The sequence below is a fragment of the Streptomyces mirabilis genome (genome assembly GCF_018310535.1).
Lineage (GTDB): Bacteria > Actinomycetota > Actinomycetes > Streptomycetales > Streptomycetaceae > Streptomyces.
The window spans coordinates 4,117,930-4,134,916 of the sequence record NZ_CP074102.1; the positions used below are offsets into that span (position 1 = coordinate 4,117,930).

Sequence of the window (16,987 nt, forward strand, 5' to 3'; positions counted from 1 at the left end):
TGCCGCCGCGATCACAGGGAACGCAGGAGCACCGCCGGCTGTTCGACGCAGTCCGCCACATACCGCAGGAAGCCGCCCGCCGTGCCGCCGTCGCACACCCGGTGGTCGAAGGTGAGCGAGAGCTGGACGACCTGGCGCACGGCCAGCTCGCCCTCGTACACCCAGGGCTTGGGGAGGATCCGGCCGACGCCGAGCATGGCGGCCTCGGGGTGGTTGATGATCGGCGTGGAGCCGTCGACGCCGAACACTCCGTAGTTGTTCAACGTGAAGGTGCCGCCCGTGAGTTCCGCGGGCGTCAGTGTGCCGGTGCGTGCGGCCTCGGTCAGCCGGGCGAACTCCGCGCTCAGCGATTCCGCGTCGCGCGTGTGGGCGTCCCGGACGACGGGGACGACGAGACCGCGCTCGGTCTGTGCCGCGAAGCCCAGGTGGACGTGGTCGAGGCGGACGATCTCGCGAGCTTCCGTGTCGACCGTGGAGTTGAGCTCCGGGTAGCGGGCCAGTGCGGCGGTGCAGATGCGGGCGAGCAGCGCCAGCAGGGAGATCTTGGGGCCGCCGGCGGCATTCATCGCCCTGCGCGCGTGCATGAGTTCCGTCGCGTCGGCGTCCACCCAGCAGGTCGCGTCGGGGATCTCGCGACGGCTGCGGGAGAGTTTGTCGGCGACCGCGCCGCGGATGCCTCGGAGGGGGATGCGGGTGCCGGCCGTGGCAGGTGCCGGGGCCACAGGGGCGGGTTCGGAGGTGTGCGGGGCGAGTGCGGTTTCCGGCTCCAGGACCGGGGTGCCGGCCGAGCGCAACGCGTGCTCCACGTCCGACCGCAGGATCAGCCCGTCGGGGCCGGAGCCCACCAAGGTCCGCAGGTCCAGGCCGTTTTCCCGGGCGAGCCTGCGGACGAGCGGGGAGATCACCGGCACGGGGCCCTCGGCGCGTGCCGTCGTCGCGATGTAGTCATGGGCCGGCCTGGGCTCCCGCGCCGGGGCGCCCGGGTGGTTGTCGGCGGCGGAGTGGTGCGCGGGCCGGGTCTGCGTGTGCGCCCCGGGCGGAGTGGTTGCCCCGGCGGGCGGCCGTACCCTTCTGCGTCGCGCCGGTGGCGCCCCGGTGCCGTACCCCACCAGCACGTTGCCGGAGCCCTCGGTCTCTTCGCCGGAGGACGGCGCGCCGACCGCGACGGTCAACAGGGGGGAGCCCACGGGCAGTTCCGTGCCCTCCTCACCGAAGCGTGCGGTGACCACGCCTCCGTAGGGGCAGGGGACCTCGACCATCGCCTTGGCCGTCTCGACCTCGACGACGGGCTGGTCGACGGCTACGACGTCGCCGACCTCCACCAGCCAGCGGACGATCTCCGCCTCGGTGAGGCCCTCACCGAGGTCGGGGAGCTTGAACTCGAGCACCTGGGCCATCAGCTGTCCGCCTCCCATTGCAGACGCCCCACGGCGTCCAAAATCCGGTCGACGCCGGGCAGGTGGTGCCGCTCCAGCATCGGCGGCGGGTACGGGATGTCGAAACCGGCGACGCGCAGCACCGGCGCCTCCAGGTGGTGGAAGCAGCGCTCGGTGACGCGGGCCGCGATCTCGCCGCCCGGGCCGCCGTAACCGCCGGCCTCGTGCACGACGACCGCGCGTCCGGTCCGCCGTACCGATGCCGCCACGGTCTCGTCGTCGAAGGGCACGAGCGAGCGCAGGTCGACGACTTCGAGGTCCCAGCCCTCGGCCCGCGCCGCCTCGGCCGCCTCCAGGCAGACGGGCACGGACGGCCCGTACGTGATGAGCGTGGCGCTGCGGCCCGGGCGTCGCACCACCGCGCGGCCTATCGGTTCAACGGCCGGTGGCTCGTCGGGGTTCCAGGAGTCCTTCGACCAGTACAGGCGCTTGGGCTCCAGGAAGACGACCGGGTCGTCGGAGGCGATGGCGGCGCGCAGCAGCCCGTAGGCGTCGGCGACGGTCGCGGGGGTGACGACATGGAGCCCGGGGGTCGCCATGTAGTACGCCTCGGAGGAGTCGCTGTGGTGCTCGACGCCGCCGATGCCGCCGCCGTACGGGACACGGATGGTGATCGGGAGCGGCATGGCGCCGCGGGTGCGGTTGCGCATCCGTGCCACGTGGGAGATCAGCTGCTCGAACGCCGGGTAGGCGAACGCGTCGAACTGCATCTCCACGACCGGCCTGAGCCCGTACATGGCCATGCCGACGGCCGTCCCCAGGATGCCCGCCTCGGCGAGCGGGGTGTCCGTGCAGCGATCCTCGCCGAACTCCTTGGCGAGCCCGTCGGTGACACGGAAGACGCCGCCCAGGGTGCCGACGTCCTCGCCCATGACGTGGACGGTCGGGTCGGCGGCCATGGCGTCGCGGAGCCCGCGCGTGAGGGCCTGCGCCATGGTGGCGGGTTTGAGCGCGACAGTGGTCATCGGGCCGTACCCTCCGTCTCGGCCTCGGCCTCGGCCGCGAGCTCGGCGCGCAACTGCGCCTCCTGCTCACGCAGTTGAGGTGTGGGCTCGGCGTACACGTGGGCGAAGAGGTCCATGGGGTCGAGCACCGGGTCCTGGTTCATGCGAGCGCGCAGGTCGGCGGCCATGGTCTCGGCGGCCTCGCGGGCCTCCCGTATGCCGTCGTCGTCGAGCAGGCCGCGCTCGGTCAACTCGTGCTCCAGGAGGGCGATCGGGTCGTGCGCCCGCCAGGTCTCGACCTCGGAGTCGCCGCGGTAGCGGGTGGCGTCGTCGGCGTTCGTGTGGGCCTCCATGCGGTATGTCACGGCCTCGACCAGCGTCGGACCGCCTCCCGCGCGCGCGTGGCGCACGGCGTCGCTCAGGACCTCGTGCACGGCCGCCGCGTCGTTGCCGTCGACCAGTCGGCCGGGCATTCCGTAACCGACGGCCTTGTGGGCCAGGGAGGGGGCGGCGGTCTGCTTGGCGAGCGGGACGGAGATGGCGAAGCCGTTGTTCTGGACGAGGAAGACGACCGGGGCCTGCCAGACCGCCGCGAAGTTCAGCGCCTCGTGGAAGTCGCCCTCACTGGTGCCGCCGTCGCCGACCAGGGCGAGCGCGACCACGTCGTCGCCCTTGAGGCGGGCGGCGTGCGCGAGGCCCACGGCGTGCGGGAGCTGGGTGGCGAGGGGGGTGCACAGGGGTGCGATGCGGTGCTCGTGGGGGTCGTAGCCGGTGTGCCAGTCGCCGCGCAGGAGGGTGAGGGCCTGGACGGGGTCGAGGCCGCGGGCGACGGCGGCGAGGGTGTCGCGGTAGCTCGGGAAGAGCCAGTCGCGCTCCTCCAGGACGAGCGCGGCGGCGACCTCGCAGGCCTCCTGGCCGGTGCTGGAGGGGTAGACGGCGAGGCGGCCCTGTTTGGTGAGGGCGGTGGCCTGCGCGTTGTAGCGACGGCCGCACACCAGTTCCGCGTACAGGCGGCGCAGCAGGCCCGGGTCGACCTGCGCGGCGGCTTCGGTGCCGAGGACGCGGTGGGGCAGCGCGTCGGGCAGCAGCGGCGCGGGGTCGGTGCGGGGCTGCCAGGCGGGCGGCGGCGTGGGCCGGTAAGCGCCTCGCTGCTCCATGACCGTCATGACGGCACCTCCTCGTGGGAGCGGCTTGGGCGCTGCACGGGTGTGAGGCGCCTCACCTACCGATTGTTCGGTCGTCGGCACATTTTGGCTACAGGCACCGCCAGGCTGTGGACAAACGGTTCTGCACAGCCTGAGATGGACGCAGTACGTCCATGGTAGGGAGGCGGGGGGACATGGCACCTGAACAAATGGCCGAGCCGCCGGAGGCCGGCCCCGTCCCGCCGCCCGCCCGTCCGCTCGACGCCATCGACCAGGACATCCTGCAGATGCTCCAGGCGGACGGCCGCGCATCGATACGCTCCGTGGCCGAACGGGTCCATGTGTCCCGCGCCAACGCCTACGCGCGGATCAACCGGCTCATCGAGGACGGCGTGATCCGCGGCTTCGGGGCGCGCGTCGACCACGAACGCGCCGGGCAGGGCACGTCCGCGTACATCACCCTCAAGATCGTGCAGAACTCCTGGCGCACGGTCCGTGAGCAGCTCAGGGTGCTGCCCGGCGCCTCCCACATCGCTCTGGTGGGCGGCGACTTCGATGTCCTGCTCCTGGTGCACACCCCCGACAACAGAGCCCTCCGCGAACTGGTCCTCACCCGCCTTCAGGCCATCCCCGAGGTCCTCAGCACCCGAACACTCCTGGTCTTCGAGGAGGAGGACCTGGAGCCGGAGGGGTGACCGAGCCCGAGGGGTGACCTCCGTGCCGGGGGCGGGAGAGGCGTCACGCCTCGTTCCGGAGCCCTCCGAAGACCAGCTGCGCCACCGCGTCGGCGACCTCGCGTTCGCCCATGCCCCGGCTGTCGGGGCGGTACCACTCGACGAGCGAGTTGATCATTCCGAAGACCAGGCGGGTCGCGAGGCGGACCTCGATGTCGCCGCGTACGTCCCCGTCGGCGGCCGCGGCCTTCAGGAGTTCGGCCACCTGGTGGTCGAACTCGCGGCGCCGCTCCAGGGCCCAGCGCTCGGTGCCCGTGTTGCCGCGCACGCGCAGCAGCAGGGTCACGTACGGGAGTTCCGCGGTGAGCACCTCGACCATGCGCCGTACGACGTACTCCAGGCGCTCCACCGCACGCCCCACGCGCGCGTGCTCCTCCTCGAGGATGCCGAAGAGGCCGTCCAGGGCCCGGCTGACGGCGCGGCGCAGCAGCTCCTCCTTGCCCGTGACGTGGTGGTATATCGACGACTTGGAGATGCCGGCCGCCTTGGAGAGGTGCTCCATGGAGGTGCCGTCGTAGCCGCGTTCGTTGAAGACCTGGACGGCGACGGAGAGCAGGCTCTCCGGGGTGTACGTGTCACGCTTGGCGGTGGTCATGAGGTTCCCTCGCGCTTCTCGGTGGCGTACGCGTGGCGGTAGAGCGCGAGAGAGGGCGCGTAGCGCCCGGAGGGATCGCGCTGGTGCAGGTCGTCCAGAAGGGAGCAGGCCCAGCTCCGGCCGAGCCTGCGGCTCCATTCGAAGGGGCCCAGGGGGTAGTTGACCCCGAGCCGCATCGCGGTGTCGATGTCCTCCTCGGTGGCGACGCCCTTGGCGACGGCGTCGTGCGCAAGATCGACGATCCTCGCCACGGTCCGGGCGACGATCATGCCGGGAACGTCCCCGATGACGCTGACGGTCTTGCCCAGCGCCTGGAAGAGGCCGACGGCCTCGGAGAGGGTCTGCGGGGCGGTGTCCTGGGAGGCCGAAAGGGCGATCCTGGTCGCTCGGCGGTAGTCGAGCGCCAGGTCGAAGTAGACGACGTCGCGGAACTCGACCGACGTCTGGCCGTCGGCGAGGACCAGCTGGCCGCCGCTGGGCAGCACCAGTCGGGTCCCGTGGTCCTCCTCGTCCTCGCGGACCTGGATTCCGGCCTCGCGGATCAGCGCGAGCAGTTCGGATGCCGGACCCAGATCACCCTCGGCGACGACGTACGCGGGCGCCTGCGCCTTCTCCGCGGTGTGCGGCTCGGGACGCTCGGCGTCGGCCCCGTGGTCGTACCAGCCGTGCCCCGTCTTGCGGCCGAGCCGGCCGGACTCGACGAGCCGCCGCTGGGCGAGCGAGGGCGTGAAGCGCACGTCCTGGAAGAAGGACTGCCACACGGAGTGCGTCACGGACTCGTTGACGTCCTGGCCGATCAGGTCGGTCAGCTCGAAGGCCCCCATCCGGAAACCGCCGGACTCGCGCAGGACGGCGTCGATCGTCGCGGGGTCGGCGGCCTGCGCCTCGTACACCGCGAAGGCCTCGGCGTAGAAGGGTCGGGCGATGCGGTTGACGATGAAGCCGGGGGTGTCGGCGCAGGCGACCGGTGTCTTCCCCCAGGCGCGTGCCGTCTCGTACGCGCGCGTGGCCGACGAGAAGTCGCTCGCGTACCCGGAGACGACCTCCACCAGCGGCAGCAGCGGCGCCGGGTTGAAGAAGTGCAGTCCGACCAGACGGCCGGGGTTGCGCAGGGCGCCGCCGATGGCCGTGACGGACAGGGACGAGGTGTTGGTGGCGAGCAGACAGTCGTGCTCGACGATGTCCTCGAGCTCGCGGAACAGCTGCTGTTTCGCCTCGAGTTGTTCGAGCACCGCCTCGATGACGAGCGCGCAGTCCGCCAGCTCGGCGAGGCTGTGCGCGGGGTGCAGCCGGGCGCGTGCCGCGTCCCGGTCGGCGGCGACGAGCCGGTCCTTCTCGACGAGCCGGTCGAGACGCGCGCCGATCGCTTCGGCCGCCGCGTCGGCACGCCCGGGAACCGTGTCGAAGAGCCGCACGGGGTGGCCCGCGACGAGCGCGACCTGGGCGATGCCCTGGCCCATGGTGCCGGTGCCGACGACGGCCACGGGGCTGTTGAGGTCGAGTGCTGTCATGTGCGCGATCCTCCCGCACGGGGTTTTCCACAGATGCGGCGGACCCCCTTGTCCCGACCGATCGTTCGGTTACTCTAACTCTGTCCGGCTATTTCTGCCCAGGTCATGAGCTCAGCGAAGAGTTCTTGAGACGAGGAGATGGTCCCGCATGGCCGCCGAACTGACCGCGCACGAGCTGACCGCCCAGCACCGGCCCACGCTCGACCAGGCACTGGAAGCGATCCGTACGCGCGCGTACTGGTCCCCGCACCCCGAGCACCCGAAGGCCTACGGGGAGAACGGCAGCCTGAGCATGCCCGAGGGCAAGGCCGCCTTCGACGCCCTCCTCGGCAGCCGCCTCGACCTCGGCCAGCCCGGCACCGACGACTGGGTGGGCGGCGAGATCTCCCCGTACGGCATCGAGCTGGGCGTCACCTACCCGCACGCGGACGTCGACGTGCTGCTGCCCGCCATGCGGGCCGGACAGCGGGCCTGGCGCGACGCGGGCGCGGAGATGCGCGCGATGGTCTGTCTGGAGATCCTCAAGCGGATCGCCGACCGCACGCACGAGTTCGCGCACGCGGTCATGCACACCAGCGGCCAGGCCTTCATGATGGCGTTCCAGGCGGGCGGCCCGCACGCGCAGGACCGCGGCCTGGAGGCGGTGGCGTACGCGTATGTGGAGCAGGTCCGCACCCCCGACACCGCGGAGTGGACCAAGCCCCAGGGCAAGCGCGACCCGCTCGCGATGACCAAGCAGTTCACGCCGGTGCCGCGCGGCATCGCGCTGATGATCGGCTGCAACACCTTCCCGACGTGGAACGGCTACCCGGGCCTGTTCGCCTCCCTGGCCACCGGCAACGCCGTGCTCGTCAAGCCGCACCCGCGCGCGGTGCTGCCGCTCGCGCTCACCGTCCAGGTCGCGCGCGAGGTGCTCGCCGAGGCGGGCTTCGACCCGAACCTGGTGGCGCTGGCCGCCGAGCGGCCCGGGGAGGGCATCGCCAAGACCCTGGCCGTGCGCCCCGAGATCCGGATCATCGACTACACCGGGTCGACGGCGTTCGGCGACTGGCTGGAGACCCACGCCCGCCAGGCGCAGGTCTACACGGAGAAGGCCGGCGTCAACACGGTGATCGTGGAGTCGACCGACGACTACAAGGGGATGCTGTCCAACCTGGCCTTCTCCTTGTCCCTGTACAGCGGCCAGATGTGCACGACCCCGCAGAACCTCCTCATCCCCCGCGACGGCATCCGTACGGAGGAGGGCTCCAAGTCGTACGACGAGGTGGTCGCCGACCTCGCCCGGTCGGTCGACGGACTCCTCGGGGACGACGCGCGTGCCAACGGGCTGCTGGGCGCGATCGTGAACCCTGACGTCAAGGCACGCCTGGAGGCCGCGGCGGGGCTCGGCGAGGTCGCCCTCGCCTCGCGGGAGATCGCCAACCCGGAGTTCCCGGACGCGGTCGTCCGCACCCCGGTGATCGTGAAGCTCGACGGCGCGCGGAAGTACTGGGAGGGTGCCGACGACGAGGCCGCCTACATGAACGAGTGCTTCGGACCGGTGTCCTTCGCGGTCGCGGTCGACTCGGCGGGGGACGCGGTGGAGCTGCTGCGCCGGACCGTCCGGGAGAAGGGGGCGATGACCGTCGGGGCGTACACCACCGACGAGGTCGTCGAGGAGGCCGTGCAGGAGGCCTGTCTGGAGGAGTGCGCCCAGCTGTCCCTGAATCTGACGGGCGGCGTATACGTCAACCAGACGGCGGCGTTCTCGGACTTCCACGGGTCGGGGGGCAACCCGGCGGCGAACGCCGCGCTGTGCGACGGGGGCTTCGTGGCCAACCGGTTCCGGGTGGTGGAGGTCCGGCGTTAGGGCCCGATCCGCCGGACAGGCCCTACTGCCCCTGCGGGGCGCTCCAGTGGAACAGGGTCATGGCCACGCTCGTCGCCAGGTTGTAGCTGGAGACCTGGGGGCGCATCGGGAGCGACACCAAGTGATCGGCACGAGCGCGCAGGTCGGCGGAGAGGCCGCTGCGCTCGGAGCCGAACGCGAGCACGGCGTCGTCCGGGAGCTTCAGTCCCCGGATGTCCTCGCCGTCCGGGTCGAGGGCGAACACCGGCCCGGACGGCAGCTCGGCCACCGTCAGCCGCTCCACGGCGGTCGCGAAGTGCAGGCCCGCCCCGCCCCGCACCACCGTGGGGTGCCAGGGGTCGAGGGTGCCGGTGGTGACGACGCCGGTGGCGCCGAAGCCGGCCGCGAGGCGGATCACGGCACCGGCGTTCCCGAGGTTGCGCGGATGGTCGAGGACCACCACGGGGGCGGTGCGGGGCGTGCGGGCCAGCTCCCGCAGATTGGCCTCGCGGGAGGGACGTACCGCCAACGCGGCCACCGCGGTCGGGTGCGGACGCGGGACGAGGGAGCGGTACGTGGCCTCCGGGACCTCCACCAGGAGAGCGTCCAGGGTGTCCCGTATGTCCGGGGCCAGCTCGTCGGTGAGGGCGAGCGCCGCCTGCCGGTCGCCGGTGACCGCCACCAGGACCTCGGCGCGGAAGCGCACGGCGTGCTTGAGGGCGTGGAAGCCGTCGAGCAGGACGGAGGTGTCGGCGAGGCGGCGCCAGGCGCTCACGGGGTCCTTCATGCGGTGAAGCCTACGTGCGGGTCCTCGGCCGGCTCCGGGGTGCGCGGCTCCTGAGCGCGCTGGCCCGGCACCTTGCGGGCGCCGGGCGGGAACAGTCGTCCACGCGCGTGTGCCGCCCATCCGCCGAGGCGCCGCAGGAACGACGTCGGCAGGAACACCGAGTCGGCGGCGATCATCGCGAGCGAGAAGAACGGCAGCCCGAGGACCACGGCGATCACGGCGTGCTCGGTCATCATGGCGGCCAGCAGGACGTTCTTGACGCGCCGGTTGATCAGAGTGAAGGGGAAGGCGACCTGGACGGCGACCGTCCCGTAGGTCACCAGCATCACGATCGTGCCGTGTGAGGCCAGCAGGTCGGACAGCGCGGGCCAGGGGGAGAAGTAGTCCAGGTGGAGTGGGTAGTAGACGGCGGTGCCGTCCTGCCAGCGCGAGCCCTGGATCTTGTACCAGCCGGCGGTCGCGTAGATCAGACACGCCTCGGCCGTGATCACGAGCAGGGCCGCGTTGTGCACGGCGTTGGCGATGACATCGAGCAGGGTCCGAGGCTCAGCGGCGCGCGCCAGGCGGCCGACGGCCCACCACAGCGCCTGGACCGCCCACAGCCCCCAGAAGACCACCAGCCAGCCGGGGCTGAGCCGCCCCGCGCCGGTCGCCGCGGCCAGCAGCAGGCCGAGCGCCGCCCACAGGACGAGACCGACCCGGTCCTGGACCCCGGCCCGCGGGAGGTCCCCACGCGCGCGTGCCTCCCGCGCGAGCCGGGCCCGCCGGGCATCCAGCGACCACACCTGTCCACAGCGCGTGAACACCAGATAGATCGCCATCAGATGGATGACGTTGTCGCCGCCGTCCCCCATGAAGATGCTGCGGTTCTGCAGCGAGAGCACGCCGACCATGAAGAGCACGGACATCGTGCGGGTCCGCCAGCCCACCAGCAGCAGGAGAGCGGAGAGGACGGCCAGGGTGTAGACGATCTCGAACCACACCTGGCTGTCGGACCACATCAGGATCGTGAAGGCGTGGTTGTCCGCGACGAGCCGCTGGGCGAAGTCCCACTTCCACGGTCCGTCGGGGCCATACATCTCCTGGCGGTGCGGGAACTCGCGCAGCAGGAACAGCAGCCAGGTGGCGGCGAAGCCGATGCGGATCACGGCCGTCTGGTACGGGCCGAGGGCGGCGTCGGTGACCCGGGCGATACCGCGCGAGATCGACACTGCGATGCGGTTCATCGGGCGCTCGCCTCCTTCCGCGCGTCCGTCACGTCCTCCTCGGGAACGGTCCACCAGGGCAGCTCGCGAAGGACGGGCGTGTCGGACACCTGCTCCTCGCTCCATTTCGGGGGCGGCACGTTGGTGGTACGGGAACGGACCTGGACGCTTTCGACGACGGCGCCTTTGCCGTCGGCCCCCTCACGGTCGAGACGCAGCATGACGACCCGGCGCAGATAACGCTGGGAAAGGTCGCCGCGCAGGCCCACCGGGCGGTTCTGGTTGTCGTGCGTGCCGATGTAGAAGTCCCAGGCCCGGCGCAGTTCGTTCTGCTGGGTGTGGCTCGGCAGCAGATTGTCGTCGATCGCCGCGCCGTCCAGCGCGGACAGGTCGTACCAGCCGGTCTCGGTGATGCCACCGTCCGCGCCGCGGACCTGGGCACGGACCTGGACGTCGATGTTCTGCTGCAGCGGGTTGGGGGCGAAGAGCTTCCAGTTCTGCTCGAACTCCGGGTAGATCCAGTCGTCGATCGCCCGGCCGTGCTGCTTGGTGACCGTGTTCGAGGGCGCGACGTGCAGGAACACCATGCCGAGGTGCACACAGGCGACAACCGCGACGACCGCGAGGGCGAGGGCGGCGACAACCTGGGAGCGGAGGGGGAGAGACGCTATGCCGGTGGGGACTGGAACGGGGGCGGGGGGATCGGCGGCGGATGCCTGGGGGACGGGTTCCTGGTCCATGGAGGGGGTGCTGTCAGGGGTGGAACCGGCGGAGGCGGGGCCCTCGGGCAGGGAGCCGTCAGGGCCGTCCGGCAGGTGCCGGGCCTTCGAGCCCTCGTCGTACTCGTCCATTCCGCCCCGATTCCCGATCCCGGTCCGATTCCCGCCGCCGGGCCGCGCGGCGCCGTGGCACCCGCGCGCACCACACCGCGGCGTGCGCAGGGGAACGGTACTCAGGCCGGACCGCCAGGCACAGCCCCATTCGGCACAGTGCGCACAACAGCGACACAACAGCGACCCCGAGGTTATCCACAGCGGTGGACACCCTACGGCCGCAAGCCCCAGTACATGACGCGACAAACCGAACGATCGGTCTGTCGGGACGGTGGGGCTTCCGCGGTCGAACCGTTCCCTTCTTGTAGAACCTGTTCTATCTTGACGCTCCGTCAGATCCGGTGTCCGCCGGGTCGGTGGGTCGGTGCGTGGGAGGACAGGACCGTGGACTTCACCTTCACCGAGGAGCAGCAGGCGGCGGTCGAGGCGGCGAAGGCGGTGTTCGGCGGGGTCGCGCCGGACGGAGTGCCCAGTCCTGCGGTCACCGCGGGCGCCGTCGCCGACGACTTCGACCGGGCGCTGTGGGCGAGGCTCGCCGATGCGGATCTGTTGAGTCTGTTGCTCGCCGCGGAGTACGGCGGGGCCGGCCTCGACGCGATCGCGCTGTGCCTGGTGCTGCGCGAGGCGGCGAAGGTGCTGGCGCGCGTGCCGTTGCTGGAGAACAGTGCGGCGGCGGTGGCCGTACAGGCGTACGGCGGCGAGGAGCTGAAGGCGGAGCTGCTCGCGCGGGCGGGCCGGGGCGAGGTCGTGCTGACCGTCGCGGCGAACGGGCGGACCGGGCACGACCCGGCCGAACTCGCCGTGACCGCACGGCGGGACGGTGGCGCGTGGGTGCTGGACGGGGTGCAGACGGCGGTTCCGTGGGCGGAGAACGCCGACTTCACCGTCGTACCCGCGCACACGGGCGGCGGCCGGACGGTCCTCGCGCTGGTGCCCCGGGTCCACGAGGGGGTCGTCCGCGGTGAGCAGATCTCCACGACCGGCGAACGGCTCGGGGAGCTGCGTCTGGAGTCCGCGCGGATCACCGCCCGGGATGTCATCGAAGCGGACGGGGCGTGGGAGTGGCTGCGGGAGCTGTTGGCCACCGGAACATGCGCGCTGGCGCTCGGGCTCGGTGAGCGGGTGCTCGGGATGACGAGCGCGTACACGGGCAAGCGGGAGCAGTTCGGGTTCCCGGTCGCCACGTTCCAGGCCGTCGCCGTGCAGGCCGCCGACCGCTATATCGACCTGCGGGCGATGGAGGCGACGCTGTGGCAGGCCGCGTGGCGGATCAGTACGGGAGCGGGGGGTGCGCTTCCTGCCTCCGGGGACGTGGCCGTCGCCAAGATCTGGGCGTCGGAAGGGGTACGGCGGGTCGTGCAGACCGCGCAACATCTGCACGGGGGGTTCGGCGCCGACGTCGACTACCCGCTGCACCGGTACCACGCCTGGGCCAAGCAACTCGAACTGTCGCTCGGACCGGCGGCGGCACACGAGGAGGCACTGGGGGATCTGCTCGCGGCCCATCCCCTGGGCTGAACCCCCCACGCCCGCGGCGCGTCCTCGCCTCTCCGGGCATGGGCGAGCCCCGGGCAGCAGTGGGACGCCGCGCGGCGTGATGATCGCCGCTCGGCAAAGGCGGGCGCCGGCGTGAACCCCTGTACGAGTGGCTCCAGCGGGCGTGAACCCCTGCCGGCGGCTACAGCACGAAGCCGGGGGTGCCCTTGTCGTCCACGACCGGGCGGCCGGCGGCGGCCCAGACCTGCATGCCACCGTCGACGTTCACGGCGTCGATGCCCTGCTGGACCAGGTACATCGTGACCTGCGCCGAACGGCCCCCGGAGCGGCAGATCACATGGACCCTGCCGTCCTGCGGCGCCGCCTCGGTCAGCTCGCTGTAGCGTGCGACGAACTCACTGATGGGAATGTGCAGCGCCCCCGCGGCATGGCCCGCCTGCCACTCGTCGTCCTCCCGGACGTCCAGCAGGAAGTCTCCGTCCGCGAGATCCCCGACCTCGACCGTGGGCACACCAGATCCAAAACTCATGCCCCCGACGCTACCCGACCGCGCAGGCGGCCCGAAGCCCCACCGGACAGGCCCTAGCCGACCAGCCGGGCCAGCTCCTTCTCGCGCTCGTCGACCTGGGCCAGCAGCTGCTCGGCGATCTCTTCCAGGAGCCGGTCCGGGTCCTCCGGTGCCAGCTTGAGCATGGCGCCGATGGCGCTCTCCTCCAGCTCGCGGGCGACCAGGGCGAGCAGCTCCTTGCGCTGGGCGAGCCACTCGAGGCGGGCGTAGAGCTCCTCGCTGCGGCTCGGCTTCCACTCCTCGGGCACCGGGCCCGCCGCCCACTCCTCGGACAGCTCCCGCAGCAGGGCCTCGTCGCCACGGCTGTACGCGGCGTTGACCCGGGCGATGAACTCGTCGCGCCGCCTGCGCTCGTCGTCGTCCTGAGCCAGGTCAGGGTGGGCCTTGCGGACCAGCTCGCGGTAGAGCTGACGGGCCTCCTCGCTGGGACGCACGCGCTGCGGGGGGCGTACGGGCTGGTCCGTCAGCATCGCCACCGCCTCGGGGAACAGTCCCTCGGAGTCCATCCAGCCGTGGAAGAGCTCCTCGACCCCGGGCATCGGCATGACCCGCGCCCGCGCCTCGTCCGCCTTGCGTATGTCCTCCACGTCCCCGGTGCGCGCGGCGACCGCCTCGGCGATCTGCGCGTCCAGCTCGTCGAGGCGCGAGTACATCGGGCCGAGCTTCTGGTGGTGCAGGCGCGAGAAGTTCTCGACCTCGACGCGGAAGGTTTCCACGGCGATCTCGAACTCGATCAACGCCTGCTCGGCCGCCCGCACGGCCCGCTCGAGCCGCTCCTCGGGCCGCGCCTGCGCCTCGGGCGCCGCCTCCGGTGCGGACTCGTCGTGGGCATCCGCATCCCCGGTGCCCTGGGGCCGGGCATCCTCGGCCTGGGTACGGTCGGACTCGCTGTGCTCGGCTTCCGGGGTCGTCACCCGACCAGACTAGGCCACGGCCCCGTACGACTCGCGGCCTTCCCCCGGCCGGGGGAGCTCACACCCCGAGCTCCGCCGCCACCCGCCCTTCCCTGACCGCCGTGACCAGCTCCGCGTGGTCCGCCTCCGTACGGTCGGCGTAGGCCACGGCGAACGAGGCGATGGACTCGTCCAGCTCCTCGCTCTTCCCGCAGTACCCGGCGATGAGGCGGGGGTCGGCGGTGTGGGTGTGGGCGCGGGCGAGAAGGGCGCCGGTCATGCGGGCGTAGTCGTCGACCTGGTCGGCGGCGAGGGCGGCGGGGTCGACGCTGCCCTTGCGGTTGCGGAACTGGCGTACCTGGAAGGGGCGGCCTTCGACGGTGGTCCAGCCGAGCAGGATGTCGCTGACGACCTGCATGCGCTTCTGGCCGAGGACGACCCGGCGGCCCTCGTGCGGCACCTCCGGTATGGCGTGACCGGCCGTCGCCAGGTGCGGGAGCAGCGCCGAGGCGCGGGCCTCCTTCACCTGGAGGACCAGGGGTTCGCCGCGGTGGTCGAGGAGCAGCACGACGTAGGAGCGGGTGCCGACGCTGCCCGTGCCGACGACGCGGAAGGCGACGTCGTGCACCGCGTACCGCGCGAGGAGGGGGAGACGGTCCTCGGAGACGGTGGTCAGGTAGTGCTCCAGCGAGGCCGCGACCGCCGCCGCCTCCGCGTCGGGTACACGGCGCAGCACGGGGGGCGCGTCCACGAAGCGGTGGCTGCCGTCCTCCGTCGGCTGGGTCGACTTGGCCGCGAACCGTCCGCTGGTGTTGGCCCGTGCCTTCTCCATGACCCGCTCCAGTGTGCCGAGCAGGTCGTGGGCGTCGGCGTGGGAGACGAGTTCCTCGTCCGCGATGGCGTTCCACGCGTCCAGTACCGGGAGCTTCGCCAGCAGCCGCAGCGTGCGTCGGTAGGCACCGACCGCGTCTTGGGCGGCCTTGCGACAGGCGTCCTCGTCCGCGCCCGCTTCCCTGCCCGCGAGCACGAGCGAGGTGGCGAGGCGCTTGAGGTCCCACTCCCAGGGGCCGTGCGCCGTCTCGTCGAAGTCGTTCAGATCGATGACCAGGCCGCCGCGCGCGTCTCCGTACAGGCCGAAGTTGGCCGCGTGGGCGTCGCCGCAGATCTGGGCGGCGATGCCGGTCGTGGGGGTGCGCGCGAGGTCGTAGGCCATGAGGCCCGCCGAACCGCGCAGGAAGGCGAAGGGGGTGGCGGCCATCCTGCCGACCCGTATCGGAGTGAGCTCCGGGATCCGGCCGAGGTTGGACTCCTCGACGGCGGTCACCGCGTCCGGGCGGCCGGCGTCGAAGGTCAGCTCCGCGTGCGCGGCGCGCGGCACCCGTCGGCGCAGCGCCTTGCCCTCTTCCTTGGGTGCGGCCTGCACGGGCCGGCCCGCGAATCCGCGTACTCCGAAGACCCCGGAGATCCTGGACGCCTGTCGGCCCTGCTCGCTCTGGTGGTCCTGTTCGCCCTGATGGTCCTGCCCGCCCGGCCGGCTCCGCTGGTCCTGCTGCGCCTGATCCGCTGCACCAAGATCCGTCATACCGACTGCCTCCCCCGTCACGCACGAACATCAACTCGTGATGACCGTACCGCCGGTGGCTGAAACGCGTCAGACCCTGTGGACAACTCCCGGCCTGTGGAAAACCCGGCCCCTCCGAATCAGCCCCGGTTCAGGGTCACTTGCGGAGTTCGCCCGGGCACGGCGGGCCCCCCGGCAGGTGCTTCTCCGCCCAGGTTCCGAGTTCCACGAGCGCGGGCTGCAGTGCGGCGCCCGCCTCCGTCAGGCCGTAGACGACCCGCAGCGGAGGGCCCTCGTCGACCTCGCGGACGACCAGCCCCGCCGCGCCGAGTTCCGTGAGGCGGTCGGAGAGCATCCGTTCGCTGATGCCGGGGATCGCTCTGCGCAGGTCGGCGAAGTGCGCGGGGTGCGGCAGCAGCACGGCCACGACCAGGCCGGTCCAGCGCTTCCCGAGTAGTTGGAAGACGCGCGCCATGCCGTCGTCGACCCTCTGGCACGGCCCTGCGTCATGAGTCCCCGGCTCTGGCATGGGTCCAGGGTACTGTGTTCCCGTGAGGGGATGAAAAAAAGTAAGTAGCTGTGTTATCTCTAGTCCAGTACAAAAAGTTCGCCCCCTTCTCCTGGAGATTCCCCATGGCCACCCTCCTGCACGTCGACTCGTCCGTTTTCCCGGGCGCAGCCTCCGCCTCCCGCACGGTCACGGACGCGTTCCGCAAGGCCTGGGAGGAGCAGCACCCGCAGGGCACCGTGATCTACCGCGACCTCGCCGTGAACCCGGTCCCGCACATCACGGCCGACGCCCACACCGCCGGTTTCGCCCCCGCGGACGCGCACACCCCCGAGCAGGCCGCCGCCTTCGCCGAGCGCCTGACGTTCATAGAGGAGCTGGAGCAGGCGGACGCGATCCTGATCGGCGCGCCCATGTACAACTTCACGATCCCCTCGACCCTCAAGGCCTGGCTGGACCAGGTGATCCTCATCGGCCGTACCGCCATGAGCGAGGACTCGAAGGTCAAGGGCACCCCGGTCACGGTCGTCGCCAGCCGCGGCGGCTCCTACGCGCCGGGCACCCCGCGCGAGGGTTACGAGTACGTCCAGAACTACCTGGAGGCGATCCTGCGCGACACCCTCGCCCTGGACGTCCACGTCATCGTCCCGGAGCTCACGATGGCGCCGCACAACCCGGCGATGGCCGACCTCATCCCCCTTTACGAGGCCTCCCGCGCCAAGGCCGTCGACGAGGCGGTCACGAAGGCCAAGGAGTTCGCCGAGCGCTTCGCCGCGTAGCCCCTCCGGGGAAGGCCGGGCAAGCCCCGGCGCCCCCTGACGACGCACCATACGTACTGTCGTGATACGTACTGCCGTGTGGCCGTATGGGCCGCCGAATGCCCACTGCCGCGGGGGATGGATCGCAGCGGGCATCCGGCGGCGGTACCGGGGGTACAAGCGG

Annotated in this window: 16 protein-coding genes; 4 read left to right on the top strand and 12 right to left on the bottom strand. The window is 71.7% G+C overall.

Annotated features, from left to right (window positions below):
• Positions 1–11: 11 nt before the first annotated feature.
• The 3 genes from SMIR_RS18150 to pdhA are packed head-to-tail and all read right to left on the bottom strand — an operon-like array spanning position 12 to position 3,546.
• Positions 12–1,397, bottom strand: a complete 1,386-nt coding sequence (locus SMIR_RS18150; protein WP_168493663.1) for a dihydrolipoamide acetyltransferase family protein — start codon at positions 1,395–1,397, stop codon at positions 12–14.
• Positions 1,397–2,401 (bottom strand): alpha-ketoacid dehydrogenase subunit beta, encoded by a 1,005-nt coding sequence (locus SMIR_RS18155; protein ID WP_101399209.1) that lies wholly within the window; start codon positions 2,399–2,401, stop codon positions 1,397–1,399. Before SMIR_RS18155 ends, SMIR_RS18150 begins: the two co-directional genes overlap by 1 nt.
• Entirely contained in the window at positions 2,398–3,546 is a 1,149-nt protein-coding gene (gene pdhA, locus SMIR_RS18160) for a pyruvate dehydrogenase (acetyl-transferring) E1 component subunit alpha (protein ID WP_168493661.1), read from the bottom strand. The genes SMIR_RS18155 and pdhA overlap by 4 nt, the downstream gene beginning before the upstream one ends.
• Before the next feature lie 173 nt (positions 3,547–3,719).
• On the opposite strand from pdhA, the gene SMIR_RS18165 reads away from it, so the two are divergent.
• Positions 3,720–4,220 (top strand): Lrp/AsnC family transcriptional regulator, encoded by a 501-nt coding sequence (locus SMIR_RS18165; RefSeq protein ID WP_373558965.1) that lies wholly within the window; start codon positions 3,720–3,722, stop codon positions 4,218–4,220.
• A 43-nt stretch (positions 4,221–4,263) separates the two neighbouring features.
• Here SMIR_RS18165 and SMIR_RS18170 read toward each other — a convergent pair whose 3' ends face one another.
• Complete coding sequence (locus SMIR_RS18170; protein ID WP_168493659.1) at positions 4,264–4,854, bottom strand: TetR/AcrR family transcriptional regulator; 591 nt, start codon at positions 4,852–4,854, stop codon at positions 4,264–4,266.
• Positions 4,851–6,365 carry a 3-hydroxyacyl-CoA dehydrogenase gene (locus SMIR_RS18175; protein ID WP_168493657.1) on the bottom strand — a complete coding sequence of 505 codons (1,515 nt, stop codon included), beginning with the start codon at positions 6,363–6,365 and terminating at the stop codon, positions 4,851–4,853. Before SMIR_RS18175 ends, SMIR_RS18170 begins: the two co-directional genes overlap by 4 nt.
• Before the next feature lie 148 nt (positions 6,366–6,513).
• Between SMIR_RS18175 and paaN the strand changes: the two genes are divergently transcribed.
• Complete coding sequence (paaN, locus tag SMIR_RS18180) at positions 6,514–8,214, top strand: phenylacetic acid degradation protein PaaN (RefSeq protein ID WP_168493656.1); 1,701 nt, start codon at positions 6,514–6,516, stop codon at positions 8,212–8,214.
• 22 nt (positions 8,215–8,236) lie between these two features.
• On the opposite strand, the gene SMIR_RS18185 is transcribed toward paaN, so the two are convergent.
• The 3 genes from SMIR_RS18185 to SMIR_RS18195 are packed head-to-tail and all read right to left on the bottom strand — an operon-like array spanning position 8,237 to position 11,036.
• Entirely contained in the window at positions 8,237–8,980 is a 744-nt protein-coding gene (locus SMIR_RS18185; RefSeq protein ID WP_168493654.1) for a TrmH family RNA methyltransferase, read from the bottom strand.
• A complete protein-coding gene (locus SMIR_RS18190; RefSeq protein ID WP_168493652.1) occupies positions 8,977–10,206 on the bottom strand; it encodes an HTTM domain-containing protein in 1,230 nt (409 codons plus the stop codon). The genes SMIR_RS18185 and SMIR_RS18190 overlap by 4 nt, the downstream gene beginning before the upstream one ends.
• Positions 10,203–11,036, bottom strand: a complete 834-nt coding sequence (locus SMIR_RS18195; RefSeq protein ID WP_168493650.1) for a DUF5819 family protein — start codon at positions 11,034–11,036, stop codon at positions 10,203–10,205. Before SMIR_RS18195 ends, SMIR_RS18190 begins: the two co-directional genes overlap by 4 nt.
• Positions 11,037–11,402: 366 nt before the next feature.
• Here SMIR_RS18195 and SMIR_RS18200 point away from each other — a divergent pair, with 366 nt between their 5' ends.
• Complete coding sequence (locus SMIR_RS18200) at positions 11,403–12,536, top strand: acyl-CoA dehydrogenase family protein (RefSeq protein ID WP_168493648.1); 1,134 nt, start codon at positions 11,403–11,405, stop codon at positions 12,534–12,536.
• Positions 12,537–12,696: 160 nt separating this feature from the next.
• On the opposite strand, the gene SMIR_RS18205 is transcribed toward SMIR_RS18200, so the two are convergent.
• From SMIR_RS18205 to SMIR_RS18220, 4 genes are all read right to left on the bottom strand, one after another.
• Complete coding sequence (locus tag SMIR_RS18205) at positions 12,697–13,026, bottom strand: rhodanese-like domain-containing protein (RefSeq protein WP_168501169.1); 330 nt, start codon at positions 13,024–13,026, stop codon at positions 12,697–12,699.
• A gap of 71 nt (positions 13,027–13,097) precedes the next feature.
• A complete protein-coding gene (locus SMIR_RS18210) occupies positions 13,098–13,997 on the bottom strand; it encodes a hypothetical protein (RefSeq protein ID WP_168493646.1) in 900 nt (299 codons plus the stop codon).
• 58 nt (positions 13,998–14,055) lie between these two features.
• Entirely contained in the window at positions 14,056–15,558 is a 1,503-nt protein-coding gene (locus tag SMIR_RS18215; RefSeq protein ID WP_168493644.1) for a DUF2252 domain-containing protein, read from the bottom strand.
• A gap of 136 nt (positions 15,559–15,694) precedes the next feature.
• Complete coding sequence (locus SMIR_RS18220) at positions 15,695–16,066, bottom strand: winged helix-turn-helix transcriptional regulator (protein ID WP_054237231.1); 372 nt, start codon at positions 16,064–16,066, stop codon at positions 15,695–15,697.
• Positions 16,067–16,170: 104 nt separating this feature from the next.
• Between SMIR_RS18220 and SMIR_RS18225 the strand changes: the two genes are divergently transcribed.
• Positions 16,171–16,824: an FMN-dependent NADH-azoreductase gene (locus tag SMIR_RS18225; protein WP_168493642.1), complete on the top strand. Its 654-nt coding sequence runs from the start codon at positions 16,171–16,173 to the stop codon at positions 16,822–16,824.
• Positions 16,825–16,987: the final 163 nt, after the last annotated feature.